Source organism: Janthinobacterium sp. JF4 (assembly GCF_059617925.1).
The window spans coordinates 16659-41621 of the sequence record NZ_JCAQAV010000020.1; the positions used below are offsets into that span (position 1 = coordinate 16659).

Consider the following 24963-nt stretch of genomic DNA (forward strand, 5'->3'; position numbering starts at 1 on the left):
TCTGCGGCGGCGCCGGGCCTTTTTCATTGGTGGCTCAACGGGCCAGCGGCGCGCCGCGCTGGTACTGCAAGCCATTCATGAAGCGCTGCACGGGAGTAAAGGCGCTGCTGAGGATATCGTCATGCGCGGCGTAATAGCGCGTCTCGATCTTCAGCAAACCCAGCACGGTCGCATCGAGCTTGTCGGTCTGGTATGGCCGGCTTTCCAGCGCGGCGCGCGCGGCCGCCGATGCCGGCGCTTGCCGGCTATTCCAGATCAGCATGGGAATTTCATAGCCGCTCTTGTCGGAGGCGGAATGACCCGCGTGATTGCGGCTGTAGCCCACTTCCTGCCCATGGTCGGAGACGAACAGCAAGGAGGCGGCGCGGTTCGCCTTGGCCTTTTCCGTCATGCCGATCAGCGTACCCAGCACATAATCGCCATAGCGGATGGCGTTGTCGTACTCGTCGCGCTGGTGGCGTATCCAGCTCGACCGGCCCTGGTGTTCCATCTGCGCGCTGACGGCGTCGTGCGCCCGGTCGAAATGCGCAAAGCGGCTGGGATAGCGCATGTCGTAGCTGGGATGGGCGCCCAGCAAATGCACGACGATGAGTTTTTTCGGCGCCGCGTCGCGCAGCGCATGGGCGAACGGCTGGAACAGGTTGCCATCAAAATTGTTTTCGCCGCGGCCAGTGCCGTAGTTGATGAAATCGCTTTCATCGGCCTCGCCCGCCAGCAGTCCGATCCAGCCATCGTTGCGCGTCTGGTTCGACACCCAGAACGTCTTGTAGCCGGCCGCCTCGGCCAGCATCAGCAGATTCGGCTTGGCCATCCATGCGTCCGGGTTGCCGATATCGGCCGGCGTGAGCATCGTCATCATCGATTCCACCGTGCTGGCGGCTGGCGAAATCACGTCATTGAATACCAGCAGCTGAGCCCGCATGGCGTCGAGCCGGGGCGTGGTGGCGCGCGGATAGCCATACAGCGACATCGAGGCGCGGTTGGTGCTCTCGCCGATCACGAGGATGACGGTGCGCGCATCCTCGCCCGCATAGCGCACATTCCAGTCGCGCGGCGCGGCCATGTCCGCCGTCAGCGCATGCCGCATCGATTGCATGGCGTCCAGCTGCGCGCAGTACTGCTGGTAGCGCAGCGGCCAGAACAGGGCTGGATTTTCGCGTCGCATGGTGGTGTTGACGTGCAGCAGCACGAGAAAGACGGCCATGCTGGCGGCAAAGCATTTTTGTGGCAGGCCCGGCGCGGCAACATCGCGCGCCGCCTGCCAGCGCTGCAGCTGGCGGTCGGCCAGCAGCACGGCTGCCGTGACGAGCACAAACCAGCCGGCCGCTTGCGCCAGGGCGACGCTGTTGTGCACGAAAAACTCGTGCGTTTCGGCTTGATCTGTCGCAAACATGGCCTGTAAGACCGCATTCGGATTCGGCCGCATGCCAAAATAGCCACGCAAAAACCCTTTGATGGCGGCGTCGAGATAAAACACGGGCACGACAACGCGCACCAGCACGGTGATCGCACCGGCACTGCAGCGCCACGCGTGCAGCACGCCGCCCACGCCCAGCAGGATGGCCGCCAGCAAGACGCTCAATTTCAGGCATTCGTTCGCGCTTAACTGATCGAAGAGGAAGAACAACAGCAGGCCAGCAATGCTGAACAGGACACGGCAAAACAGAATCAGCATGGCAGCGATGGATAATAAATCGTGAACAGGGACGGGCCCGCGATTGTAGCGCAGCCTGTTGCAACTTGTACCATCATTTTGCGTGCGCTCCTGACAGAAATTGTCAGTGCTTTTTATTATGATTTCGGCACCAGCAGGCTAGCCAGCCAGCCTGTACTATTGATATCTTCACCTGCGACAGGACTTTTCATGACACGTGCCATCACCATTCTGACCGAGAACTTTGCCGATTGGGAAACCGCCCTGCTCAATTCCACGGCGCGCCTGTATTACGGCTTTTACACGCAGTTCGCCACGCCTGGCGGCTTGCCCGTCACCTCATCCGGCGGCATGCTGGTCACGCCGCAACTGGCGCTGGAAGAGATTGTGCTCGATGAACTCGATTTGCTGATGGTGTGTGGCGGCAGCCACTGGCAAAGCGGCAAGGCGCCCGACCTGAGTCCCTTGCTGCGCGCCGCCCGCGACAAGAAGATCGTGCTGGCCGGCATCTGCGACGGCACGCGCGTGCTGGCGCAGGCGGGCGTGCTCGACAATGTCCGCCACACCTCCAATGGCGCGGACAACCTGACGCAGACCGGCTATGCGGGCGCCGCCCTGTATCAGGATGTGCCGTGGGCCGTGGCCGACCAGCGCGTCATCACGGCGCCCGGCACGGCGCCCGTCAGCTTTACGGCCGAGGTCTTGCGCGCCCTGGGCATCGATGATGACAACCTGGCCGCTTACCTGTCCATGCACGGCGCCGAGCACGGCAAGGCCGCCCAGGCAAGCCGCTAGTTGGCACCCAGGCGTGCAGGCGCGCCACGGCGTGCGTGTTGCCGGGGTCCATTTCCAGCAAACGGCGGTAATGCGTGATGCCTTGCGCCCGCTCGCCGTCGGCCTCGTACGGTGGCCATTTGCCCCTTGCGGGTACAGTTGCACGCCAAGCTGGAAGACGGCGATGTCGTGTTCCGTGCGCGATGCCTGCGGCCCGCTGGCGGGTGCGGCATTAGCAGCCAAGGCGGCAGCGGGGACGCCGGCAAGCGCCATGACCAGAAGCACAGACGGGAGGCGCGAGTTCAAGATGCGGCTTTCGACCGGCGAAAACGGAACCGCAGCATCCCATACCTATTTATTAACGGCAACGATAATCTTGCCGGTCAGAAAATTACTCTTCCAGCCACACGTCTTCATATCCTTCGCGGTCGAGAATGAACTTGGCGCCGCTGGGCAAGGCCAGGTAATCGAGCACCTGCGGCAGCATCTGCTGCAGGTGTTCCGCATGCAGGGGCTGGTAAAAGCCGCTGGCGTCGTCGTGTTCGCCGCAATGGATGAACCAGCTGATGGTGCCGTTTTCCGGCAGCGCGATGCGCGTGCCATAGATGGGCGACTGGTCCAGGCTGCCGATGGCCAGGGCCACCATGGGCTCGGGCGCCTGCGCCGGCAAGCCGTATTTGTCGCAGATGCGCCGCTGTGTTTCGCTGATAAGTTCAATCATATGGTTATCAGGATCCGATGTAGTGGTAATGCAGGCGCGGCGCGCCATCGTGGCTGGACATTTCCAGGTGCAAGATCGCTTCGCCCGGCTGGCCGTCGGCCAGCAACAGGCATTCCAGGCCCAGCGGTCCGGCGTCGGTGGCATACACATCGACGGCGGGACGGCCACCCTTGCCCGGCACGAAGGCTTGCGCCAGCGGCGCCAGGGACAGGGCCTGGTTCGCCGCAAAATAGCTGTCGAGCAGCTCGATGACCTCGTCGGCCACGCCCGGCGCCAGGCCCCAGTCACGCTGCAGCGCAACAGGATCGCGCCGGTCCAGCGTCTGCACGAAGGCGGCGGCCTGCACGTATGCCAGTTGCCGCAGGCTGTCGGTAATGTCCATGTCCATGTCCATGTTGCGACTCCTCTCTCTTAAGCAGGCGCCATTATAGTGCACCACCCCGCGCAAGCCCCATCCATTCCCCTCAAAATTATCCGCATGCACCGCGATAGTGCGGCGCAATAATATTCCCGCCATCCTGACATTTAAATCCTGCAATCATAATTTATCGATTGATAATAACATCGGTGCATTGCGTGATATTTGGTGATTATTATAAAAACATAATCTCGTGCACAATTCAATTTCACGTTGACGCCTAAATGTTGCGGCGCTAATATCGTAAAGCCATTCACCGTGGCCGACAGCTCAAGCCGTACTTAACCATCACAAGAGGATAGTACAATGCAAAACCAACCAAGATTGTTCGCTTTCAAGCTTGCTGAGAAAGAGATATCAACCCTGCCTACGCCGCCCACCGAATGGAAAGTACGCACCGGTGTCGCCGTCGCCGGTTGCAGCGAAGTCGACCGCTTCCAATACCGCTACTCTTCCACCATGAATTCCCGCGATACCGGCCAGTTCTGCTGAGCGCCGCACCAGCATCCATTCAACTCATGGAGGGAATGTCATTTAATTCCCGATGCAAACACGTTCGCACCATTTGCGGCGCAGTTTTCCCGTGCGCGCCATTCATATCGATTGAAATCTATTTTTGAAATTTTCAATTTATTGGTTGACGCGGAATTTTTTTAAAATTAGCATTTGAAAGCCAAATCAACTGGCACGCAAAACAGGTCGTACTTAACCACCACAAGAGGATAGTACAATGCAAAACCAAACCAAATTGTTCGCATTCAAACTGGCTGAGAAAAAGGTACAAAAACAGGCGGCGCCCGCCACCGCCTGGAAGGTGCGCGACGGCGTCGCCGTGGCCGGCTGCACCGCAGTGGGCACCAATGACCAGTATCGCGACTCTTCGCGCCTTAAGCCGAACGACAGCGGTCAGTATTGCTGATCTTAGCAGCGCCCTGGCACCTCGCCCCTGGCGGGGTTCTATTCCATCTCGACTTTAATGCATCAACGCCAATTGCGGCGCAGTACTTCCCTGCGTGCAGCATTCATTGAAATATTAATCTTGAGCGTTTATCGATTCACGCATCGTTAATTGAAAATTAATATGCAAAAGCCTGCACCATTGGCGATCCATACAAGCGGCACTTAACCACGACAAGAGGATGACTATGCAAAAACAGAATCAAACCAAGCTGTTTGCTTTCAAACTGGCCGAAAAGGAAGTGAGCAAGGAAGTCAAACAACCATGGCAGGTGCGCGATGGCGTGGCCGTGGCCGGCTGCACGTATTACGGCGATCCGGAAGATTACAATCTGCGCGACAGCTCGCGCTTTGCGCCCAACGATACGGGCGTGTACTGCTAATACCTTAGCCAGCTGAAAGCCTTGCCACGGCAAGGCTTTTTATTTTCCTTCGCCGCAGGACCCTGAATGCATAAGAAGGTATTGATTATCAGCCATAGCGGCGACTTGCATGCCGACCTGGTCACCCCGATCCTGGCCGCCCGCGGCCATGCTCCCTTCCGTATCAACCTCGACGCCTTTCCCCGCGACTACCAGTTGTGCCAGCGCCTGCAGGACGGCCGCGCCAGCGCGCGCCTGCGCCGCTTGCCCGATGGCGACTGGCTGGACTTGCAGCAAGTGGGCGCCGTCTGGCTGCGCAAGCCGGCCGAGTACGCCTATGCCAGCGCCGACCTGGCGCCGCAGGAACGCGCCTACGCGCAACTGGAAACGGAGCAAGCCATCTTCAGCGTACTGTATGCACTCGATTGCTACTGGCTCAGCCATCCGCTGGCGCTGCGCGGCGCGCAGTGGAAAGGCGAACAGCTCGCGCGGGCCGCGCGCATGGGCTTTCGCGTGCCCGCCACCTTGATTACCAACGTGCCGGACGACGTGCGCGCTTTCCGCGCAGCCGTCGGCGGCCCCATCATTTTCAAGAGCATGTCCACGCCCAGCCTGGCCGCCGAAGCGGTCGGCGACGTTGACAGGGTCAGCGCCGGGATCGGCACCACCATCGTTGACGACGCCATGCTCGATAGCCTGGACGCCGTCAGCGAACTGAGCTGCCAGTTCCAGCAATATATCGCCAAGCAATACGAATTGCGGATCACCGTGATCGGCAAGCAACTGTTTGCCGCGCGTTTGTATTCCCAGGATGATGCGCGCACAGCCATTGATTCGCGCGACATGTCGGCCCCCATCCGCTATGAAGCAGCGACCTTGCCGGATGACATACGGCAACGCTGTCTCGATTTCGTGCACAGCTATGGCCTCGAGTATGGCGCGATGGACCTCATCGTCACGCCCGACGACGAATATGTTTTCCTGGAAAACAATCCTGTTGGTCAATTTTTGTATGTGCAACAACTGGTGCCCGCCTTGCCCCTGCTGGAAAGCGTGGCCGATACCCTGATCAAAGGAGCCGTATGCCGCAGCCAGACCTGAGCCAGATTCCTCTTCATCTGCGCGAACTGGAGCAGGCGCGCGACAGCCGGGCCATCGTCCTGGCCGCCTCGCACCTGGACATGGAACTGCTGCCCGCCCTGTATGAGCTGTGCCAGGCTATCGGCCCCGTGGCGCGCCTCGACGTGGTGCTGCACGGGCGCGGCGGCATCGTCAACGCGGCGCGCCGCATCGCCATTGTGCTGCGCCAGCATGCGCGCCACCTGAGCTTTATCGTGCCCTTCCACTGCCAGTCAGCCGCCACCTTGCTGGCTTTGGGCGCCGATGAAATCATCGCCGGCGACCTGGCCCTGTTCTCGCCCATCGACCCGCAGCTCGATGGCGTCGACGGCGGCGCTTTTTCCAGCCTCGACATCAAGGTTTTCGGCGACATGGCGCAGCAGTGGTTCGGCGTCGATGCCAGCGAAGCGCGCCAGCAATCGCTATCGCTGCTATGCGGCAGCATCTTCCCTCCTTCCCTGACGGCCTTTTACCGTACCACCCTGGAACTGGCGCAGATCGGCGAGGAGTTGCTGGCGTGGCAATTGCCCGATGCCACGCCCGAGGCGCGGCGCGCCATCGTCGCGCAGTTGGTGACGGGGTATCACTCGCACAACTATGCCTTGACACGCGAGGAATTGGCCCAGCTGGGCTTGACCATGGCGCGCAATGCCCACGCCGAACGTCTGGGCTGGGCCATCTCGACGCAATTGCAGGCGAACGTGGGCGGCGCCCTGCGCAGCGCCCCTGACGAAACGTGGAACGATGCCCTGCTGGCCTCGCGCGACGGCGTGCAGCTGCGGCGCCAGCGTCCGGGCGGCTTCGCGCCCCTGTGGACCACGCAAGCGCGGGCCGCATGCTGACGCCGCTGCTGGCCGCGCTCGTTGCCGACACGGCACGCTGCTTCATCGCCTTGCTGCTGCTGGCGGCAGGCGTGGGCAAGCTGCGCAGCTACGGCGCCTTCCGTGGCAACCTGGCCACCTCGTTCGGCGTGCCGCCCATCCTCGCCAGATGGGCGGCACCGGCCCTGGTAATGGCCGAATTATCGCTCTCATGCTGGCTGCTGGTGAGCACGCTCCTGACGGACGGCACGCGCCTGCCCATGCTGCTGTCGCTATTGCTACTGAGCACGCTCACCGCCGTCTTGGCCTACCGCTACTTCACGTACAGCGTGGTGCGCTGCAGCTGCTTTGGCGAAGCGGCGCGGCCCGTCTCGCCCTACGACCTGCTGCGCAACGTGCTGGTGGTCGGCATCAACGGCGCCTACTTTGCGCTGGCGCAGGAAACGCCATTGCCCGTGACCACCAGCATGCTGGCCGCCGGCCTGGCGGCCATCGCATGCGTGGCCATTATTTCCCTGCACGACATCGCCACTTTGGCAAAAGCAGACTGATGGATTCCACGACCTTGCAACTGGTGCTGGCGGCGCTGGCGTTCGCCGTCGCCGGCAATATCTGGCTCAGCCTGGCCGTGCTGCGCGCCAGCCGCCGCGAACGCATCGCGCCCACGGCGCTGGTGCCAGGCGAGCCCCTGCCTGCCGTGCAAGCCCGTCCGCTGACTGGCGGCGCGCGCTTTCAACCGGGCGCCAGCGGCCAGGCGACCGTGCTGCTGTTCCTGGCCAGCCGCTGTCCGAAATGCGTAGCCAAGCTGGCCGGCGTCGAACAGCTGCTACCGTTGGCACGGGAGGCGGGCCTGACCCTGTGGCTGATCAGCGAAGAGCCGGCCCGCCGGCTGCGCGCTTTTTTGCCCGGCAACAGCCTGCGTGCAGCCACGGCGCAGCTCGCGCTGCGCGACTACCGGCGCCTGAATCCGCTGATGAGTTCGCCCTCCTATGTATTCGTCAATCACCAGGGCAACGTGGAAGCGGCCGGCCTGATCGGCGACGAAGACTGGCTGGCCCTCGTCGGGCAACTGAACGCCGAACCCTCGCAGGAGCGCGCCGCATGAACCATCTGCACTTCGCCCCCCATTTTGAACGCCTGCGCCTGCTGCATCCCGTGCGCTGGCGTATTGCCGCCGGCCTACTGTGCATGGCCCTCACCGTGGGCGCGCAGTTGGCCTTTCCGCAAGCCATCGCGTATTTCATCGACAACGTGGCCGCCCTCACCCGGCGCGGCGTCACGCCAGGCATGGTGGCTGCCATGCTGGCCTTCAGCCTGCTGTATGCGCTGGCTTCGGCCGCGCGCTTCTATTTGCTGCAATCGAGCGGCCACATGATCGTCATGGGCGTGCGCCGGCGTCTGTTCGACGTGGTGATCAACCAGCCCATCGCCTTTTTCGACAAGCACCATGGTGGCGAGCTGAACAGCCGGCTCACGTCCGACGTATCGGCCTTGCATGAAAGCCTGACCATCGGCGCGGCCAATGCCCTGCGCTCGCTGTGCGTCTTTGCGGGCGGCATCGCCATGCTGCTGCAATTGTCACCGATGCTGAGCCTGCCGCTGGCCCTGTTCATTCCCATCAGCCTGTATCTCGGCAAATTATCAGGCAGCAATTACCGGCAGCGCGCGCGGGCCATTTCAGCCAGCCTGGCCGCCAGCGGCAAGGTGGCGCAGGAGTATTTTGCCCATGCGCGCCTGGTGCAGGCCTTCAACCAGCAGGGCGGCGCCATGGCCCGCTACGCGCAAGCCATGCGGCAACTGCTGGACGTGTCCCTGGCCGGCACGCGGCTGCTGGCCGTGTTCCAGGGCGCGCAAGGCTTGCTCGCCTTCGTGGCCCTGCTGACCACGCTATGCTTCGGCGCCCACCTGATTGGCCAGGGCCGCCTGAGCGTGGGCGAGCTGACGGCCTTTGTCATCTATGCCAGCATGGTGACGGACACGGCCGGCTCCATCAGCGAATTCTGGAACACCTGGATGCGCACCATGGGTTCGACCGACCGCATCTTCGACATCCTGCGCAGCCACCGTCCCGTACCCGACGCGGCGCCGCAGCCGCCGCTGGCGGGCCACATCGCGCTGCGTGAAGTACGCTTTGCCTACCCCGAGCGGACGCAAGCCACGGCCCTCGACGGCGTCAGCCTCTCCATACGCGCGGGCGAAAAAATCGCCCTCGTAGGGGCGTCCGGCGCCGGCAAGTCCACCATCGCCAGCCTGGTACTGGGCCATTACCAGCCCGTTACGGGCAGCCTGCACTTCGACGGCATCGATGCGCGGGTGCTGGGCGTGGCGCAGCTGCGCCGCCAGATGGCCGTGGTGGAGCAGGAACCGGCCCTGTTTTCCGGCAGTATCGCGGACAATATCGCCTTTGCCGTGCCGGACCGCCAGGTGACGCGCGAAGAGATGCTGGCGGCGGCGCGCCTGGCGCACGCGCACGACTTCATTGCGGCCTTTCCGGATGGCTACGAGACCCTGGTGGGCGAACGGGGCGTGCAGTTATCCGGCGGACAGAAACAGCGTATCGCCATCGCCCGCGCCATCCTGCGCGCGCCGAAAATCCTCATCCTGGACGAAGCCACCAGCGCACTCGACGCCGCCAGCGAACAGCAGGTGCAGCGCGCCCTCGATACCCTGATGCAAGAACGCACCACCATCATCATCGCCCACCGCTTTTCCACCATCGTCAAGGCGGACCGCATCATCGTCATGGAGGACGGCAGGATATGCCAGCAAGGCACGCACGCCGAGTTGCTGCGCGCGGGGGGCCAGTATGCCAGGCTGATGCAGCAGCAGTTGTCACAATTCCAGCAATTGCATGACAGTACGGCAATCCTGTGATTGGCCCACGATGAAAAAAACCTACCATGGCAGTTGCCACTGCGGCGCAGTGCGCTTCGCGGCCGAGATCGACCTGGCGGCCCCGAGCCTGCGCTGCAACTGTTCGTTCTGCCTGAAAGTGCGCTGCTGGGCCAGCCTGGTGCCCCCCACGGCCTTCCGCCTGCTGGCCGGTGAGGGGGACCTCAGCGAATACCGCTTCGGTGCCGGCCGCGAGCGCCACTATTTTTGCCGCCACTGCGGCGTGCGCCCATTTGGTCACGGCGATTCTGCGCGCAGCGGTCCGTTTGTCGGCATCAGCGTCAGTTGCCTCGATGACTCTTCGGCGGCCGAACTGGCGCGGGTGCCCGTCACCTTTGTCGATGGCTGGCACGACGACTGGGACACGCCGCCGCAGGAAACGCGGCATTTGTAAGGGAGCGAGGACGGCTGGGAAAAGAAATGCGGACGTGCCATGTCGCATGGCGGCCAGATAAGCATGCGCTGCCCGTTGTCTGGATCGGCATTCTGGGCGATAATTACGCCCATGAACGATACCACCACCTTACCCCCATTGCCCGATCGCCTGTCGATCGACCCCAGCAGCCCTTACCACGTTGCAGCCGTGTTCGAGAACGACGTCGGTATCCGCTTCAACGACAAGGAACGTCTTGACGTGGAAGAATATTGCATCAGCGAACGCTGGATCAAGGTCGCTTCCACCAAGTCGCTCGACCGCCGCGGCCGTCCGCTGCAGATCAAGCTGAAGGGCAAAGTCGAAGCGTTTTACCGCTAAGCAACACCTACAGTTGTCATCGAGGCCGATTTCCATCGGCCTTTTTTGCGTCCGCCGGTTCCTGCTCAGGCAGCGATGGTGATCAGCCCGGCTGCGGCCGCCATCGGCAGCCACAGCATGGCGTCGGCCAGCACCTCGTCCGGCGCCCTGTCACTGGACTGCGCCGCCTGCTGCGCGCAGAGGATAAACGGCGCGCCGCCCGCCAGCGCCTGCAGCCAGTAAAACTGCCATGGCTGCAACTCCTGCATGACCAGCCGATAATGCATGCGCGAAATGGCCACGAATGTGGCGCTGGCACCGGGCTGGGCCGGCACGGCGTCGTCCGGCGCGGCCTGCGCCTGCTGCCAGAAAGCACACAGGGGAAATGACAGGGCCAGCAGCCGCGTGCACGGCGCCAGGCGCCACTCCCGCATCTGTCCCAGCAGCAAGTCCAGGCCCGAAGCCGGCATGGGCGGCGCCAGTTTTTCCAGCCCCGGCGCCCTGCCCGCCTCGCTGCGCGCCCGTTCCAGCCGCGCCAGTTCGACGGGAAAGCGCAAGTCTGCCCCTTGCGCGCCTTCGGCACGCTGGCTGGCGGCAAGAAAGCCGGCAAAGCCGCCGCCCAGGTCATACAAGGTGGCAGAAGCGGACGGGTGGCGCCAGACATAGGCGCGGGCAAAGAACGGGAACAGCTCGTCGCCCATGACCTTGCGCAGGACGGGATAGTCGGCCTGCAGGCATTCGAGCAGGCGCTGCACATAGCCGTCCGCATGGATGTGCAGCGGCGCCGGCCCGCCCCTGGCCGGTTTCAATACTTGCTCCTGCGTCAAGCCGTGGCGTTCGCTGGCCAGCCGGGCACCGCGCGCCGCGCCGCCCGGCGCCGTCATGGCCGTCAGGAACCACGCTTGCACCTGCGCCAGCGGCGCGGTCTTGCCATCGAGCTCATGCATGGACGGTTTCCAGGTAAAAACCCAGCGGCGTGGAGGTGGCCGCCGAGGCCGCGCCTGCAGCGGCCGGCGGTAGCTCAGCGAACTCGCCCCGCTCGGCGGCGCGCGCCTTGTCGAGCTCGGCCAGCAACTGCGGATATGGCGGAATGTCCGCATCCCATTCCAGCAGGGCCGAGACCCCTCCTGTCAGCTGCTGTGCCAGCGCGTACAGGCGCCAGACGGCGGCCGGCACGGGCGCATCATGCGTATCGACCAGCACATCGCCGCAATCGGTGGGACCGGCCAGGTGGATCTGCACGATGTGCGCGTGCGGCAACTGGCGGATGTAGGCGGGTGCGTCATAGCCGTGGTTATGCGCGCTGACGTGGACATTGTTGACGTCAAGCAACAGTCCGCAGCCCGTGTCCTCGGCCAGGCGCCCGAGGAATTCCCATTCCGGCATGCTCGACTGGGCGAACTCCACATAGGTGCTGGGGTTTTCCAGGACCAGCGGCCGCCCCAGGAATTCCTGCACTTGCCGCACCCGCCCCGCCACGTGGCGCAGGCTGGCCTCGTCCAGCGGCAGCGGCAGCAGATCATGGCTGTTGAGCGAGGCGGTGCCCGTCCAGCACAGGTGGTCGGAAATCCAGGCAGGCCGTATCTCTTGCGCCAGGTGGCGCAGCTTGCGCAGGTAGCCGAGATTGAGCGGATCGCTGCTGCCGATCGACAGCGACACGCCGTGCATGACGATGGGCACCTGCGCCGCCACCTGCTCCAGCACATGGCGCGCATAGCCGTGGTTGTCGACGAAATTCTCGCTGATGATCTCGAACCAGTCCACTTGGGGGCCATGTGCGAGGATGTGTGCGTAATGGGACGGGCGCAACCCCACGCCCAGGCCCAGGTTCGGCAGGCCCAGGCGCGGGTGCACCCCATGCATGGCGCGCGGCATCAGGTCGACGGCGGCAAGGCCAGGCGCAGGTCGGTGGGCGCAGGCGGCGCGCCCACCGGGGTGCCGCGCGCCGCCATCACCTTGCCATAGGCTTCCCAGGCCTTGTCGTAGACATTCTCGCCCAGCGCGAAGCTCATGGTCTGGCCCAGCGCAATGCTGCGGTGCTCGGGCGCGGGGCCGAAATCGTACAGGGTCATGGTGGCGGGCTCGGGCGGTTCCTTCCTGGTGGTGTTCGGATACAGCTGCGAGGCCGAAATCGGCACGGCGCAGCCACCGAAGCCCCCGCATTTGTTGTCGCTGGGCGCGCTGTAGACTTTATCTTCCTCCGGCGCCGGCGGCACGTAGCATGGCGTGCCCGGTGCCGCGGCCACTTTCACCGAGTGGCCGCAGGACGAGCCGCCCGTATCGGCCTGGGCAAAGCCGCAGCCGCCCTGGGCGTGGCAACCGTTGGAGCCGCGGCAGGTATGGTAGACGGCCAGCGCGGCGCAGGTGGACGACGCCTCGCCCTCGAGGTGCATGCCCTGGCAGGCATGGTAGAGCACGCCTTTCTCGGCCAGCGGCACGCCTGTCGCCAGGTTCGGCGCCTGGCCCAGCACGGCCCAGCAAATGGCCATGCGGTCGCCTGCGCCCACCATCGACGGATACGGGAAGTCCAGTTGCTGGTTCAGCCAGTATTTGTCCAGCACGGAAGTGATGCCATAGAGGGCGCCCGTGGCTACCGTGCTCAGCATATCCAGGGTGCCGCTGGCATCCTTCAGGCGGTTCAGGGCGCCCGCCACGGCCGCCGGCGCGGGGATATTCTTTGGCGCGGTGGCCGGATTGTAGCGCTCGTTGGTCAGCATGGCCTCGCGCCAGCGCCCGCCTTCCGCGTGCCAGCCGGCCCAGGTTTTTACCGGCAGCATGGCCTTGACCTGGCCGAAACGCTCGTAGTGGTCGAACGGGGCGCTGTCGTGGCGCGCTTGCGCGTCGCGCGATTCCGCATCCTTGCCATTGTTCGCGTAGGACGGATAATCGCACCGCAAGGCGGCCAGGTCTTCGCGGTAGTCGGGCTGCACTGCCATCAGCTGCCTGCCCGCGTCGCGGCGGTAGCGCTGGATGGCCGTTTCGCTGCCTTCCCCCTGGTCCGTGATGGCCGCCATCATGTCGATGGCCTTGTTGAACGAGCCCGTCTGGCCGCCATCCTGGTCCTGCGGACCGAAACAGGTGTCGAAGCGGGGAAATTCCGCCCGCGCGTGGCCCTGGACCTGGCTGTTGAACATGTCCTGCTGCACCGAGCCATTGACGAACAGTTTCTGCCACAGGGTCTGGCCATCCGCGTATTCGATGCTGATGTAGCGCGCATAGCATTCATACATATAGCCGATGGTGCCGAACAGGGGCAAGTCCTGCACGTGCTTGGCCGGCGTCCAGCCGTCGAACGGCACCTCGGGGAAGTATTTGCTGTGGTTGTGCCGGTCGAATTCGGCCAGCTGGGCGCGTGCCTGCTCCTCGGGCTGCTCGATGGCGAGGAACAGGTCGCACTGGTTGCTGTTCAATTCTTCCAGGTTGACGCGCACGTGGCGATAGCCGGACGTGTCCTGCAAGTCGACGATGTGCGGGATCACCGTGCACGCCTTGCCATAGCAGGTCCAGCCATGGTCCGGCGACTGCAGCTCCGACCCCGTGAAACATGGCGCCGTGCCGATGGCCGTGGCCAGGTTGGCCGCCATCTGCAGGTGCAGCATTTCCTGGATGAAGACGCTGAAGATGATATTGAAAGCCTTTTGCTCCTGCAGCTCGGGCCGGGCCGTCGTGCCCATACCCGGCCACTGGCGCCCCTCATAATAGGTGACGCCTTTCGAGTTGATCTGGTGCGTGCCCTGGATCGAATACATGGTGGCCATGTACAGGGGAATGGTGAACAGCTCGACGCTGACAGCCGCCTGGGCGATGGCGCGCACGGCAGCCTTGTCGGTGTCCAGCATATCGAGCGCACGCCTGGTGATGGCGGGCTGTGTGCTTCCTAAAACGGGCATTTTCATTCTGTATCTCCACAGGCAGGATGCGTTTCGGATATCGGGCCGCGCCCGCGCCACCTGGGTGCGCTGATCGCGGCAAGGAAATCATACGCCTGAGAAAGATATTTTTGCGGCAAGACTTATGCGCTGGCCGAGTGGCAACTCAGCTTGCCTTTCAAGCTGAAAATAGGCGTTTCAGGCTGCCATTCGATGACAATTGAATAGAATCGGCAAAACGCGCGCGTGTATAAGCAAGGCACCGGCGCGTGGCTTGCATCATGCAAGTCACGCGGCCGGCGGCGGCTGGAAAGCGCAGAAACCCGGCCACTGCTCGCGGCTGTCGCACACTTTCAGGCAGCCTTTATTTTCCTTGAAGGTGGCGACGACCTTGATCGGGAAGCCATAGTGTGGCGTGGTGGTCAGGAAGGCGGACGGGCAGCTTTGCTCATTGCTGAAGCGGAAAGTGATTTCTTCGCGCCGGCCCTTGCGCTCGAAGCTCAGCATGAAGGTTTCATTGCTGTTCCATTGCGCCTTGCCCGGCACGCGGAAGCGGTAGCGCGGGCTGCCCGGCTGCTGGCCTTCGAGTTTCTGACCAAACACACGGCTGCTGGCAGTGGCCGTCTCGACCTTGGCGATCGGATAGGGCACGGCAAACATGTAGGTGCCGGCAAAACCCTGGTCGAAGCCGAGTCCCTTCTGGTAAAAAGGCACGACGATATGCGGCGCGCCCGCGTATTCCACGCTGTTGTGCGCCGTCACGCGCGACGTCAGCTTGTCATCGGGCGCTTTGCCGAAGACGACGTCCAGTTCCAGCAACGCTTGTTGCCTGTCGATGTCTTGCGCCAGATAATCCTTGGGGAACAGCTCGCCATGCACGCAGCCGGCCAGCAGGGATGCGGCGAGGCAGCCGGCGATGAGTTTGGGGTGTGTCATGGCTGTTTTCCTTCCGGCGGCGCGGAGCTGAGGCCCAGGCCCGTCACTTGCAAGCCGTTCTTGCCTTGTTTCCATTGAAATTGCTGGCCGAACCAGGCCAGCTCCAGTTCGCGCCGGATGCGGTTCGAATCCGTGCGACCCTGGCCCGCCTTGATGGCGGCGCGCGCCTGCCCGGAAGCGGCTTCCGACAAGGGCTTCAGCCACCGTTGATAGGTGTCTGGCGGCAAGGCCAGCACGCCGGCCACGCCGTCGTCGCGCGTGGCGACGATAATCCCCACCTTCGTCAGCGCATTCGTCAGATAGGCGCCGCGCCGCCCGTCGGGCGAGACGGAGACCAGCATGGCATGCGGATAGTCGCCGCTGACGCTGCCCGGCACGTCAAACCACAGCAGTTCGCCCGTGCCCGTATCGAGCGCGCGGCCGTCGCGGGGAAACAGCAGCACCTCGCTGCGGCCCGGCTGCGGCACGCCCCATTCGGGGTCGCGTTCCGTGCGCACCATGTCATCGCGCTGCATGGGACTGATGGGACGCATCAGCGGTTCGCCATTCTGCACGCCGATGAGTATCGTGCCCTGGCCCGTATAGCCCTTGGTAAAGGCCAGCAGCATGCGCTGGCCTTCGCGCGTGGCCTTGATGGGCCGCACTTCCACCACTTCGCGCGCACCGCCGGGCCAATAGCCGTGCTTGCGGAAAGTCAAGGTGACGAGCGGGTCGTGGCGGTCACGCGTGACGACAAAGTCGCCGTATTGCTTCATCACCGGCACGTATGGCGTTTGCGCCTGCGCGGCAGGCAGGACGGCGGCAAGCAAGCTGGCGGCAGCCGCCAGGCGGCGCAGGGGGAAAGAAAGGGACAGCATGGCATCCTGTAAAGGTCGCAAGGGGCGAAGGATGCACATCATAGACGATTCCTCGTCAGCAACACTGCCCAATTGGAAACATCAGTGGCGCTGGATTTCGATCAGCTCGATCTCGAACAGCTTGGGCCACAGTTTGCCCGTGACAAACAAGCGCTTGCCGCGCGCATCCCAAGCGATGCCGTTGAGCACGGCGTCGGGATTGGCCGTGCCCCGCTGCGCGGGCGGCAGCAAGCCCGTCAGGTCGACCCAGCCGACAACCTTCCCGCTGGCCGGGTCGATGCGGGCGATCACGTCGGCGCCCCACACATTGGCGAACAGCTCGCCGTTGACCATTTCCAGTTCATTCAGGCGCCCGATGGAGCGGCCCTCGGCCTTCACCTCGAAGCGGCGCACCTCGGCCAGGGTTTTCGGATTGAGCACGCGGATGGCGGAACTGCCGTCGCTCATGTAGACAAATTTGCCATCGCTGGCCAGGCCCCAGCCTTCGCCCTGGTAGCTGAAGGTGCGTTTCAGCTTGAAAGTTTTCTGGTCAAACACATAACCGGTCTGCGACATCCACGTCAGGCCCACGATCTCATCGCCAACGTCCGTGATGCCCTCGCCGAACACTGTTTTATCGAGCATGGTTTTCTGCAAGACCTTGCCCGTCGCCAATTCCACCTTGCGCAAGGAGGACTGGCCGTTCTGGCCCGTGCTTTCATACAGATGGCCATCCTTGAACAGCAAGCCCTGGGTGAACGCCTGAGGGTCGTGCGGGTAGGTATTCTTGACAAAGTATCCATACACGGGAATGGCGGCCTGGGCATAGCCCATTTCGCTCATCAGGCCCACGGTGCATAACAATCCCAGCATCAGTGAGCCGGCGGTGCGTTTGAGTCTGGCGTTGAGATTCATCTGGTCGGGCGGAAGTTGACAGTCGCCTATTGTAAACGCGCCGCGCCCGCCATGCGCGCCCTGACGAGTTCCAGCCAGGCGCGCGCGGCAAATGACAGGCGTCCGCCGCGGCGCCAGGCCAGCATCAGATTCCACTCCACGGGCGGGCCGGCCAGGGGGATGACGGCAAATTGCGTTTGATCCAGGGTATCGCAATACATCTTCGGCAGCAGGCAGATGCCCACGCCCAGCCGCACCAGCGAGGCAATGAAGTCCCACTGGCCGCTGCGGCCCGTGATACGCGGGGCAAAACCGGCCCGCTGGCAGGCATCCTGCACGATGTCGTTCAGGGCAAACGCGGCGCCATAGAAGATGAAGGGACTGTCGGCCAGCTCGGCCAGCGCCACGGAAGCGCGTCCCTGCCACGGCGAGCCGGGCGCCGCCAGCAAGCATAGGGGCGAGCGCACGAGGGGCAAGGCTTCGAAATCCTGCCAGGTGGCCGCATTGCCCGGGTAGTCGAGCATGGTACCCAGTTCCACAGTGCCCGTGCGCAAGTCCCGTTCGATGGCTTGCGTCCCGCTCTCATACATTTTCAGCTCGATGCCGGGATAGCGCTGGTGGTACTCGGCCAGCCACGGCGCCAGCGTGGAGTGGGTTTGCGGCGACACGCCGACGCGCAGCTCCCCCCGTTCCAGATGTTGCAAGTCGCGCAATTCCACCTTCAGTTCCGCGTGCAGGGCCAGCAAGGTATGCGCGCGCGACAGCACCACCTTGCCCGCGTCCGTCAGCGTAAACCGCTTGCCGGCGCGGTCCAGCAAGGCAAGGTCCAGCGACTGTTCCAGTTGCTGGACCATCTTGCTGACGGTGGGCTGCGTCACGTGCAGCCTGGCCGCCGCGCGCGTAAAACTGTTCTGCTCGACCACTTCGACGAAGTAGCGCAGGGAGCGGATATCCATGATGCATTCCAATATCGAATGATAATCATGAGTTTAAGTCATTTTATCTTTTGATGTAGGGTCTCTACAATGAAAACTTCCCCCTGCCGCTTGAAAGCCTGCCGTGAAAGCCTTGCACTGTTCCACCGCCGCCCTGCCCTCCATCCCCGTCTGGCGCCGGCCCGCGCAGACCGCGTGGCAAGTGGGCCTCTTGACCTGCGCCTGGTGGCTGGCCGACGAGGCCGCTTACGCCCTGCACCTGCCGTTTTCCGGCGGCGTCGTGGGCCTGTTCGTGCTGGTGGCCCTGCTGCTGGCGGGCTGGGTGCGGCCGGCCGCCATCGAACTGGGCGCGAACTGGCTGCTGGCCAACATGCTGCTGTTTTTCATCCCGCTGGTCGTCTCCGTGGTGCAATTTACGCAGCTGTTGAAATCGCAGGGGCTGATGCTGTTCGTGAACATCGGCCTGGGCTTTGCCAGCGTGATGCTGGCCACGGCCTTCACCGTCGAGTGGGTGTGCCGCCATGAACGCAAGCTGCGCCTGCAAAAACTGCTGCGCCAGCGCGCAGGCAGGGCGGCAGCATGAGCACCCTGGTCCCGTCCCTGCTGTTTTTGCTGCTGACCCTGGTGCTGTTCTACGCCAACCAGGCGCTGCACCGCCGCCACCCGCATTTCTTGCTGACGCCCGCCATCTGCACCTCGGCGATACTGATCGTCATCGTGCAGGCCACCTCGACGCCGTTCGCCACGTATTTCGGCGAGACGCGCTGGCTGCCGTGGCTGCTGGGGCCGGCCACCATCGCCTTCGCCCTGCCCATCTTCCAGGAGCGCAAGCTGATCCGCAAGCACTGGCTGGCCCTGTCGCTGGGCAGCTGCGCCGGCATCGTCGCATCGGTGGCCGCCACCCTGCTGCTGGACCGGCTGCTGGGCGTGCATGGCGACATGGCGCGCAGCCTGCTGGCCCGTTCCGTGTCGACGCCGTTCGCGCTGGAAGCGTCGCGCCACATGGGCGGCTCGGCCCAGTTGACGGGGATCTTCGTGGTGATGACGGGCTTGTTCGGCCTGATGCTGGGCAAACCGTTATTAAAGCTGCTGCCCTTGCGCATGCGCATTGCCCGTGGCGCCCCGTATGGCGCGGCCGCGCACGGCTTTGGCCTGTCCGTGGCGCGCCGCGTTGGCACGGAAGAAGGCGCCGTGGCCAGCCTGACGATGATTTTCTCGGGCATCGTGACGGTGCTGCTGGCGCCGCTGCTAGGCAGGCTATTAGGCTAGTTCCACGGCATGGGCCTTTATCGGGGATAATACGTCTTTCCCCATTCCAGGCAGCCGCGCCACGATGAAATACCCTGCAGTCCTGCCCTTTGGCGACATCCTGCCACGCCTGCATGAATTCGATGCCATCATCGACGTGCGCAGCCCGTCCGAGTTCGCGGAAGACCACTTGCCGGGCGCCATCAATCTGCCCGTGCTGGACGACGAACAACGCGTGCGCGTCGGCACCCTGTACAAACAGACGAGCGCATTCGAGGCGAAGAAGCTGGGCGCCGCACTGGTGGCCAAGAACATTGCGCGGCATATCGAAGACGGTTTCCTCGGCCATCCACATTCCTGGTCCCCGCTGGTCTACTGCTGGCGCGGCGGCAACCGCAGCGGCGCCATGGCGCACATCCTGGCGCGCATCGGCTGGCCCGTCACCCAGCTCGAGGGCGGCTACAAGGATTACCGGCGCCACGTGAACGCCGAGCTGGCCACCCTGCCCGAACACTTCGACTTCATCAACGTGCTGTGCGGCCCCACGGGCAGCGGCAAGAGCCGTTTGCTGCAGGTGCTGGACAGCCAAGGCGCGCAAGTGATCGACCTGGAAGACCTGGCGGCCCACCGCGGCTCCGTGCTGGGCGGCTTGCCCGAAGCGGACCAGCCATCGCAGAAAGCGTTTGAAAGCGCGCTGTGGCAGCAACTGCGTACTTTCGACCCGCAACTGCCCGTCTTCATCGAGTCCGAGAGCAAGAAAGTGGGCCGGCTGCGCGTGCCCGATGCGCTGATGGAAAAGGTGCGCGCGGCCGCTTGCACGGACGTGCGGCTGGCCACCGACCAGCGCGTGCAATTGCTGATGCAAGACTATGCGCATTTCGTCGGCGACCCGGCGCGCCTGAACGTGCAGCTGGCCCTGTTGACGCAGCTGCATGGCAAGGAGAAAATTGCCCACTGGCAGCAGCTAGCCACGTCTGGCCGCATGGAGGCGCTGGTGGAAGAGTTGCTGGTGCAACATTACGATCCCGTCTACCGGCAATCGATCGCCCGCAACTTCAGCCGCTATGCCCAGGCAACGCCGCTGGTGCTGCCCGACATTTCAGACCATGCCTTTGAGCAAGCCGCGCGCGCATTATGTGCTATCGTCGGCGAACCCCGTGCCGCCAGCGCCGCGTAAGCGCCGGCGCAGCTTTTAACGACCTTTTTGAGCAGGATGACGACCATGTCCGATAGCGCAGCAACACCAGATACCCCGATCCGATTGACCGAATTTGCCCATGGCGGCGGCTGCGGCTGCAAAATTGCGCCCGGCGTGCTGGCCGACATTTTAAAGGGCAGCGGCGGCTTCCCCTTGCCGAAGGAGTTGCTGGTCGGCATAGAAACCTCCGATGACGCGGCCGTCTACCAGCTCAACGACGAGCAGGCGCTGATCGCCACGACGGATTTCTTCATGCCCATCGTCGACGACCCGTTCGACTTCGGCCGCATCGCCGCCACGAATGCCATTTCCGACGTGTACGCCATGGGCGGCACGCCCATCATGGCGCTGGCCCTGGTCGGCATGCCGATCAACAAGCTGCCGGTGGAAACCATCGGCCGCATATTAAAAGGCGGCGAAACCATCTGCGCCCAGGCCGGCATCCCCATCGCGGGCGGCCACACCATCGATTCCGTCGAACCGATCTATGGCCTGGTCGTGCTGGGCCTGGTGCACCCGTCGCAGGTGAAACGCAACGCGGGCGCGCGCGCCGGCGACAAACTGGTATTGGGTAAACCGATCGGCGTGGGCATCCTGTCGGCCGCGCTGAAGAAGAATGCGCTCGATGCGGATGGCTACGCGTCCTTGATCGACAACACCACCAAATTGAATACCCCGGGCAAGAAGCTGGCCCTGCTGGACGGCGTGCATGCGCTGACGGACGTGACGGGCTTTGGCTTGCTGGGCCATACGCTGGAACTGGCGCGCGGCGCCAAGTTGCAGGCGCGCATCGCCATGGACGACGTGCCGCTGCTGCCGCAAGTGCAGCAACTGGCGCAGAATGGCAACATCACAGGCGCGTCAAGCCGCAACTGGCAGGGCTACGGCGCGCAAGTGGCCCTGTCCGACAGCCTCAGTGCCATCGACAAGGCGATTTTGACGGACCCGCAAACGGCCGGCCCCCTGCTGGTAGCCTGCGCGCCGGAAGCCGTCGAGCAAGTGCTGGCGATTTTCCGCGCCGAAGGCTTTGCCGACGCCGTCGTCATCGGCGAGATGCAGGACGGTACGACCGGGGTTTCCGTATTTTAATGAACAATTTTTTTAAAGGCAGTCCCATGACCACATTCTCTAAATTCCCTGCCATCCTGGCCACCGTCGCCGCCACCCTGGCCATCCACAGCGGCCTGGCGCAGGCGCAGCAAGTGTTGCGCGTGTCTGCCATTCCCGACGAAGCGCCGACGGAATTGCAGCGCAAGTTCAAGCCGCTGGGCAGTTACCTGGAGAAAAAGCTGGGCATGAAGGTGGAATTTACGCCCGTCACCGATTACGCGGCCTCCGTGGAAGGCTTGATCAATCACAAGCTCGACATGGTCTGGTTCGGTGGTTTTACCTTCGTGCAAGCGAACGTGCGCAGCGGCGGCAAGATCGTGCCGCTGGTGCAGCGCGAGGAAGACACGAAATTCCGCTCGGTTTTTGTGACCACCAGCAAGGACATCAACCAGTTGTCCGACCTGAAAGGCAAGAATTTCACGTTCGGTTCGGAATCGTCGACCTCCGGCCATTTGATGCCGCGCTACTACTTGCTGGCCGCCAAGATCAATCCGGATACGGACATGAAGCGCATCGCGTTTTCCGGCGCACATGACGCCACCGTGGCGGCCGTGGCCGGCGGCAAGGTCGATGCGGGCACCTTGAACATTTCCGTGTGGGAAAAACTGGTCGAAACAAAAAAGGTCGACCCAAGCAAGGTGCGTGTGTTCTACACGACGCCCGGCTACTACGATTACAACTGGAGCGTGCGCGCCGACATGAACCCCGTCGTGCGCAAGAAGCTGACGGACGCCTTCCTGGCGCTGGACCCATCCACGCCGGAAGGCAAGGAAATCCTCGAGCTGCAGCGCGCCACCAGGTTCATCCCGACCAAGGCCGAGAACTACAAGGACATCGAAGCGGCCGCGCGCGATGCGAAGCTGTTGAAGTAATTTACGCCGACGCGTTTCACCGTAGGTCGGATTAGGCCGGAGGCCGCAATCCGACAACATTGTTGGCTTCACTGTGTCGGATTACGCGGCTTCACCGCGAATCCGACCTACGTTGCACTTGCATGGCGTAATCCGACACCGCCCAAAAAAAACCGAAACATCGCATGACATTCCAACTTCACAAGGTCAGCGTCCATCACGCGGGCGCCGCCAGCAATGCGCTGGCCCTGCGCGAGCTGGACCTGGACGTGGCCCAGGGTGAACAGATCGCCCTGATCGGCCCTTCCGGCGCCGGCAAGACCAGTTTGCTGCACACCTTGGCCTGCGCGCTGCGCCCCGAGTCCGGCACCCTGAACATCCTGGGCACTTCGCCCTGGCAAGTCGGCAGCGCCGCGCGCCACGCCCTGCGCGCGCGCCTGTTCCTGGCGCCGCAAACGCCGCCGCTGCCGCCGCGCCAGCGGGTCGTCAACGCCGTGCTGGCGGGACGCCTGCCGCAATGGAGCTTGTGGACGGCGATGCGTTCGCTGCTGGCGCCCGTCGACCCGCGCGCCGCGTGGGAAGCGCTCGGCAAATTCAATCTGCAGGATAAACTGTATGCGCGGGTCGACCGCCTGTCCGGCGGCGAACGCCAGCGCTGCGGCATGGCCCGCGCGCTCGTGTCGAATGCCCAAGTCTTCCTCGTCGACGAGCCCTTGTCCGCGCTCGACCCCACGCTCGCCTTGCAGACGATCCATGTGCTGCAGGCCGAAGCGCAGGCGCGCAACGCCACCCTGATCTGCAGCCTGCACCAGGTGGACATCGCCCGCGCCTGCTTTACGCGCATCGTCGGCTTGCGCGACGGCAAGATCGTCTTCGACGCGGCCAGCGCCAAGGTCAGCGACGCCATGATCGAGCAACTGTACCGCAACAAGGCCGATCCGGCGCCGCAGTTCGAGGCCGTGGCAACGAAGCTGGACGCCGCGAGGCCCATTTGCTGACGAGCACCAACGCCACCATGCCGCGCGACCCCGCCTGGCGCGGCCGCTTGAGCGCCGCTGCCGTCGTGCTGCTCGTGCTGTGGCCGATGCTGGTGCAAGCCGAATTCAAGCCGTGGATTTTATGGGATGCGCAAAGCCTGGCCGCCACCTGGCAATTCCTTGCCAGCTTCGTGCCGCCGGCCCATTCGCTGGAATTCTTGCAACTGGTGGCCATTTCCAGCTGGGAAACCATCGCCATGGCCACGGCCGGCATGGCGCTGGCCATGCTGGGCGCCATCCCGCTGACCCTGCTGGTGACGGAGCGCCTGTCGATTTCGCGCATCGGCAGCGGCAAAGTGTCGCCCCTGGCCTCGAGCGTGCGCCATGGCGTGCGCGCGCTGCTGGTGCTGCTGCGCAGCGTGCCCGAACTGGTCTGGGCATTATTGCTGGTGCGTATCGTCGGTCTGGGACCGACGGCCGGCGTGATCGCCATAGCCCTCACGTATTGCGGCATGCTGGGCAAGGTGTATGCGGAAATCCTCGAATCTTCGGACGCTGCCGCCTGCAACGCCCTGCTGCACAATGGCAGCAGCAGACTGAAAGCCTTGCTGTACGGCGCCCTGCCCGAATCGGCTGCCGAACTGGTGTCGTATACGATTTACCGCTGGGAATGCGCGATCCGCGGCTCCGTCGTCATGGGCTTTGTCGGCGCGGGCGGCCTGGGTCAGCGCATGGATGAATCGATGAAGATGATGGCGGGCAGTGAACTGGCCACCATGCTGATGGTGTTCGTGCTGCTGGTGGCAGGCGCCGATGCCGTGTCCGCCATGCTGCGCCGGAGGCTGGCATGAAGGGCGACACATCCATGCTGCCTGTTTCCCCTCGCGTGCGCTGGTCCACCTGGGCCTTGCTGGCCGGTTTAGTGCTGCTGGTCATCGCCAGCTTCGCCACCCTGCCCCTGAAATGGGGCGAGTTCTTCAGCGCGGACGCCGTGCGCACGAGCGCCGACTTCCTGCACGGCTTCGCCCCGCCGGAACTGGCCAGCCCTTTCCTCATGAAAGTCGGCGTCGCCACGTTCGAGACCTTGGCCATGTCGGCCATCGGCACGGTGATCGCGGCCGTGCTGGGCGTCCTGCTGGCCCTGCCTGCCAGCGGGCGCTTCGGCAACGTGGCGCGCAACGCCACGCGCGCCATCCTGAACGTGCTGCGCTCGGTCCCGGAACTGGTGTGGGCCTCGATTTTGCTGATCGCCGCCGGCCTGGGCCCGTTCGCGGGGACCCTGGCGCTGGCCCTGCACACGGTGGGCGTGCTGGGCCGGCTGTTTGCCGACGCGTTTGAAAATTGCCCGCCCTTGCCGGCCGCTACCTTGCGCATGAATGGCGCGCGCCCCGCCGTGGCTTTCCTGTACGCGACCTTGCCGCAATGCAGCCCGCAGATGATGTCCTACACCTTGTACCGCTGGGAAAACAATATCCGCGCCGCCGCCATCCTCGGCGTCGTCGGCGCGGGCGGTCTGGGGCAGATGCTGAAATATCACTTGTCGCTGTTCCAGATGCAGAACGCCGCCACCGTCATCGTCGCCATGCTGCTGATGGTGGCGGCCGTCGATGGCCTCAGCTACCTGCTGCGCCGCGCCATGACCCGTTAAATTCTACTTT

Annotated in this window: 29 protein-coding genes; 19 read left to right on the forward strand and 10 right to left on the reverse strand. The window is 63.8% G+C overall.

Annotated elements, in window-relative coordinates; translation table 11 throughout:
• Nucleotides 1–34: 34 nt before the first annotated feature.
• Complete coding sequence (locus tag AC54AF_RS15925; protein WP_496637324.1) at nucleotides 35–1675, reverse strand: phosphoethanolamine transferase; 1641 nt, start codon at nucleotides 1673–1675, stop codon at nucleotides 35–37.
• Nucleotides 1676–1864: 189 nt separating this feature from the next.
• Here AC54AF_RS15925 and AC54AF_RS15930 point away from each other — a divergent pair, with 189 nt between their 5' ends.
• Nucleotides 1865–2449, forward strand: coding sequence for a type 1 glutamine amidotransferase family protein (locus AC54AF_RS15930; protein WP_496637325.1), 585 nt, complete (start codon nucleotides 1865–1867; stop codon nucleotides 2447–2449).
• 370 nt (nucleotides 2450–2819) lie between these two features.
• On the opposite strand, the gene AC54AF_RS15935 is transcribed toward AC54AF_RS15930, so the two are convergent.
• Together AC54AF_RS15935 and AC54AF_RS15940 are read right to left on the reverse strand one after the other, a co-directional pair.
• Entirely contained in the window at nucleotides 2820–3149 is a 330-nt protein-coding gene (locus AC54AF_RS15935) for an immunity protein Imm33 domain-containing protein (RefSeq protein WP_496637326.1), read from the reverse strand.
• Nucleotides 3150–3156: 7 nt separating this feature from the next.
• Nucleotides 3157–3543, reverse strand: coding sequence for a hypothetical protein (locus AC54AF_RS15940; protein WP_496637327.1), 387 nt, complete (start codon nucleotides 3541–3543; stop codon nucleotides 3157–3159).
• A 330-nt stretch (nucleotides 3544–3873) separates the two neighbouring features.
• On the opposite strand from AC54AF_RS15940, the gene AC54AF_RS15945 reads away from it, so the two are divergent.
• The 10 genes from AC54AF_RS15945 to AC54AF_RS15990 all read left to right on the forward strand — a co-directional run bounded on the left by AC54AF_RS15945 (nucleotide 3874) and on the right by AC54AF_RS15990 (nucleotide 10472).
• Nucleotides 3874–4059: a hypothetical protein gene (locus AC54AF_RS15945; protein ID WP_496637328.1), complete on the forward strand. Its 186-nt coding sequence runs from the start codon at nucleotides 3874–3876 to the stop codon at nucleotides 4057–4059.
• A gap of 238 nt (nucleotides 4060–4297) precedes the next feature.
• Nucleotides 4298–4486: a hypothetical protein gene (locus AC54AF_RS15950; RefSeq protein WP_496637329.1), complete on the forward strand. Its 189-nt coding sequence runs from the start codon at nucleotides 4298–4300 to the stop codon at nucleotides 4484–4486.
• Between the two features lie 226 nt (nucleotides 4487–4712).
• Complete coding sequence (locus tag AC54AF_RS15955; RefSeq protein ID WP_096235488.1) at nucleotides 4713–4907, forward strand: hypothetical protein; 195 nt, start codon at nucleotides 4713–4715, stop codon at nucleotides 4905–4907.
• Nucleotides 4908–4973: 66 nt separating this feature from the next.
• Nucleotides 4974–5987 (forward strand): ATP-grasp domain-containing protein, encoded by a 1014-nt coding sequence (locus AC54AF_RS15960; protein WP_096235489.1) that lies wholly within the window; start codon nucleotides 4974–4976, stop codon nucleotides 5985–5987.
• The gene (locus AC54AF_RS15965) at nucleotides 5969–6847 is read left to right on the forward strand and encodes an SDH family Clp fold serine proteinase (protein ID WP_496637330.1); all 879 of its coding nucleotides are present in this window, start codon (nucleotides 5969–5971) and stop codon (nucleotides 6845–6847) included. The genes AC54AF_RS15960 and AC54AF_RS15965 overlap by 19 nt, the downstream gene beginning before the upstream one ends.
• On the forward strand, nucleotides 6817–7377 hold the full coding sequence (locus AC54AF_RS15970) for a MauE/DoxX family redox-associated membrane protein (protein WP_496637331.1): 561 nt from the start codon (nucleotides 6817–6819) through the stop codon (nucleotides 7375–7377). Before AC54AF_RS15965 ends, AC54AF_RS15970 begins: the two co-directional genes overlap by 31 nt.
• Nucleotides 7377–7931, forward strand: coding sequence for a TlpA family protein disulfide reductase (locus AC54AF_RS15975; protein ID WP_496637332.1), 555 nt, complete (start codon nucleotides 7377–7379; stop codon nucleotides 7929–7931). Before AC54AF_RS15970 ends, AC54AF_RS15975 begins: the two co-directional genes overlap by 1 nt.
• Nucleotides 7928–9700 carry an ABC transporter ATP-binding protein gene (locus AC54AF_RS15980; protein WP_496637333.1) on the forward strand — a complete coding sequence of 591 codons (1773 nt, stop codon included), beginning with the start codon at nucleotides 7928–7930 and terminating at the stop codon, nucleotides 9698–9700. Before AC54AF_RS15975 ends, AC54AF_RS15980 begins: the two co-directional genes overlap by 4 nt.
• A 10-nt stretch (nucleotides 9701–9710) precedes the next feature.
• A complete protein-coding gene (locus AC54AF_RS15985; RefSeq protein ID WP_496637334.1) occupies nucleotides 9711–10112 on the forward strand; it encodes a GFA family protein in 402 nt (133 codons plus the stop codon).
• Between the two features lie 111 nt (nucleotides 10113–10223).
• Nucleotides 10224–10472 (forward strand): DUF3297 family protein, encoded by a 249-nt coding sequence (locus AC54AF_RS15990; RefSeq protein WP_010398340.1) that lies wholly within the window; start codon nucleotides 10224–10226, stop codon nucleotides 10470–10472.
• A gap of 65 nt (nucleotides 10473–10537) precedes the next feature.
• Here AC54AF_RS15990 and AC54AF_RS15995 read toward each other — a convergent pair whose 3' ends face one another.
• The 7 genes from AC54AF_RS15995 to AC54AF_RS16025 all read right to left on the reverse strand — a co-directional run bounded on the left by AC54AF_RS15995 (nucleotide 10538) and on the right by AC54AF_RS16025 (nucleotide 17942).
• Nucleotides 10538–11398 carry an HvfC/BufC family peptide modification chaperone gene (locus AC54AF_RS15995; protein WP_496637335.1) on the reverse strand — a complete coding sequence of 287 codons (861 nt, stop codon included), beginning with the start codon at nucleotides 11396–11398 and terminating at the stop codon, nucleotides 10538–10540.
• Entirely contained in the window at nucleotides 11391–12314 is a 924-nt protein-coding gene (bufB, locus tag AC54AF_RS16000) for an MNIO family bufferin maturase (RefSeq protein WP_496637336.1), read from the reverse strand. Before bufB ends, AC54AF_RS15995 begins: the two co-directional genes overlap by 8 nt.
• Before the next feature lie 11 nt (nucleotides 12315–12325).
• Nucleotides 12326–14347 carry a ferritin-like domain-containing protein gene (locus tag AC54AF_RS16005; protein WP_496637337.1) on the reverse strand — a complete coding sequence of 674 codons (2022 nt, stop codon included), beginning with the start codon at nucleotides 14345–14347 and terminating at the stop codon, nucleotides 12326–12328.
• A gap of 261 nt (nucleotides 14348–14608) precedes the next feature.
• On the reverse strand, nucleotides 14609–15256 hold the full coding sequence (locus tag AC54AF_RS16010) for a hypothetical protein (RefSeq protein WP_496637338.1): 648 nt from the start codon (nucleotides 15254–15256) through the stop codon (nucleotides 14609–14611).
• On the reverse strand, nucleotides 15253–16113 hold the full coding sequence (locus tag AC54AF_RS16015; RefSeq protein ID WP_496637339.1) for a hypothetical protein: 861 nt from the start codon (nucleotides 16111–16113) through the stop codon (nucleotides 15253–15255). The genes AC54AF_RS16010 and AC54AF_RS16015 overlap by 4 nt, the downstream gene beginning before the upstream one ends.
• An 81-nt stretch (nucleotides 16114–16194) precedes the next feature.
• On the reverse strand, nucleotides 16195–16965 hold the full coding sequence (locus AC54AF_RS16020; RefSeq protein ID WP_496637340.1) for a glutaminyl-peptide cyclotransferase: 771 nt from the start codon (nucleotides 16963–16965) through the stop codon (nucleotides 16195–16197).
• A 68-nt stretch (nucleotides 16966–17033) separates the two neighbouring features.
• A complete protein-coding gene (locus AC54AF_RS16025; protein WP_496637341.1) occupies nucleotides 17034–17942 on the reverse strand; it encodes a LysR family transcriptional regulator in 909 nt (302 codons plus the stop codon).
• 103 nt (nucleotides 17943–18045) lie between these two features.
• Between AC54AF_RS16025 and AC54AF_RS16030 the strand changes: the two genes are divergently transcribed.
• The 8 genes from AC54AF_RS16030 to phnE all read left to right on the forward strand — a co-directional run bounded on the left by AC54AF_RS16030 (nucleotide 18046) and on the right by phnE (nucleotide 24953).
• A complete protein-coding gene (locus tag AC54AF_RS16030; protein WP_496637342.1) occupies nucleotides 18046–18504 on the forward strand; it encodes a CidA/LrgA family protein in 459 nt (152 codons plus the stop codon).
• On the forward strand, nucleotides 18501–19190 hold the full coding sequence (locus AC54AF_RS16035; protein WP_496637343.1) for an LrgB family protein: 690 nt from the start codon (nucleotides 18501–18503) through the stop codon (nucleotides 19188–19190). Before AC54AF_RS16030 ends, AC54AF_RS16035 begins: the two co-directional genes overlap by 4 nt.
• 64 nt (nucleotides 19191–19254) lie before the next feature.
• Nucleotides 19255–20346: a tRNA 2-selenouridine(34) synthase MnmH gene (mnmH, locus tag AC54AF_RS16040; RefSeq protein WP_496637344.1), complete on the forward strand. Its 1092-nt coding sequence runs from the start codon at nucleotides 19255–19257 to the stop codon at nucleotides 20344–20346.
• A 45-nt stretch (nucleotides 20347–20391) separates the two neighbouring features.
• The gene (gene selD / locus AC54AF_RS16045; protein ID WP_496637345.1) at nucleotides 20392–21456 is read left to right on the forward strand and encodes a selenide, water dikinase SelD; all 1065 of its coding nucleotides are present in this window, start codon (nucleotides 20392–20394) and stop codon (nucleotides 21454–21456) included.
• Between the two features lie 26 nt (nucleotides 21457–21482).
• Nucleotides 21483–22349 (forward strand): putative selenate ABC transporter substrate-binding protein, encoded by an 867-nt coding sequence (locus AC54AF_RS16050; protein WP_496637346.1) that lies wholly within the window; start codon nucleotides 21483–21485, stop codon nucleotides 22347–22349.
• A 164-nt stretch (nucleotides 22350–22513) separates the two neighbouring features.
• Entirely contained in the window at nucleotides 22514–23326 is an 813-nt protein-coding gene (locus AC54AF_RS16055; protein WP_496637347.1) for a phosphonate ABC transporter ATP-binding protein, read from the forward strand.
• A 17-nt stretch (nucleotides 23327–23343) separates the two neighbouring features.
• Nucleotides 23344–24156 (forward strand): PhnE/PtxC family ABC transporter permease, encoded by an 813-nt coding sequence (locus tag AC54AF_RS16060; protein WP_496637388.1) that lies wholly within the window; start codon nucleotides 23344–23346, stop codon nucleotides 24154–24156.
• Nucleotides 24153–24953, forward strand: coding sequence for a phosphonate ABC transporter, permease protein PhnE (gene phnE / locus AC54AF_RS16065; protein WP_496637348.1), 801 nt, complete (start codon nucleotides 24153–24155; stop codon nucleotides 24951–24953). The genes AC54AF_RS16060 and phnE overlap by 4 nt, the downstream gene beginning before the upstream one ends.
• Nucleotides 24954–24963 lie beyond the last annotated feature (10 nt).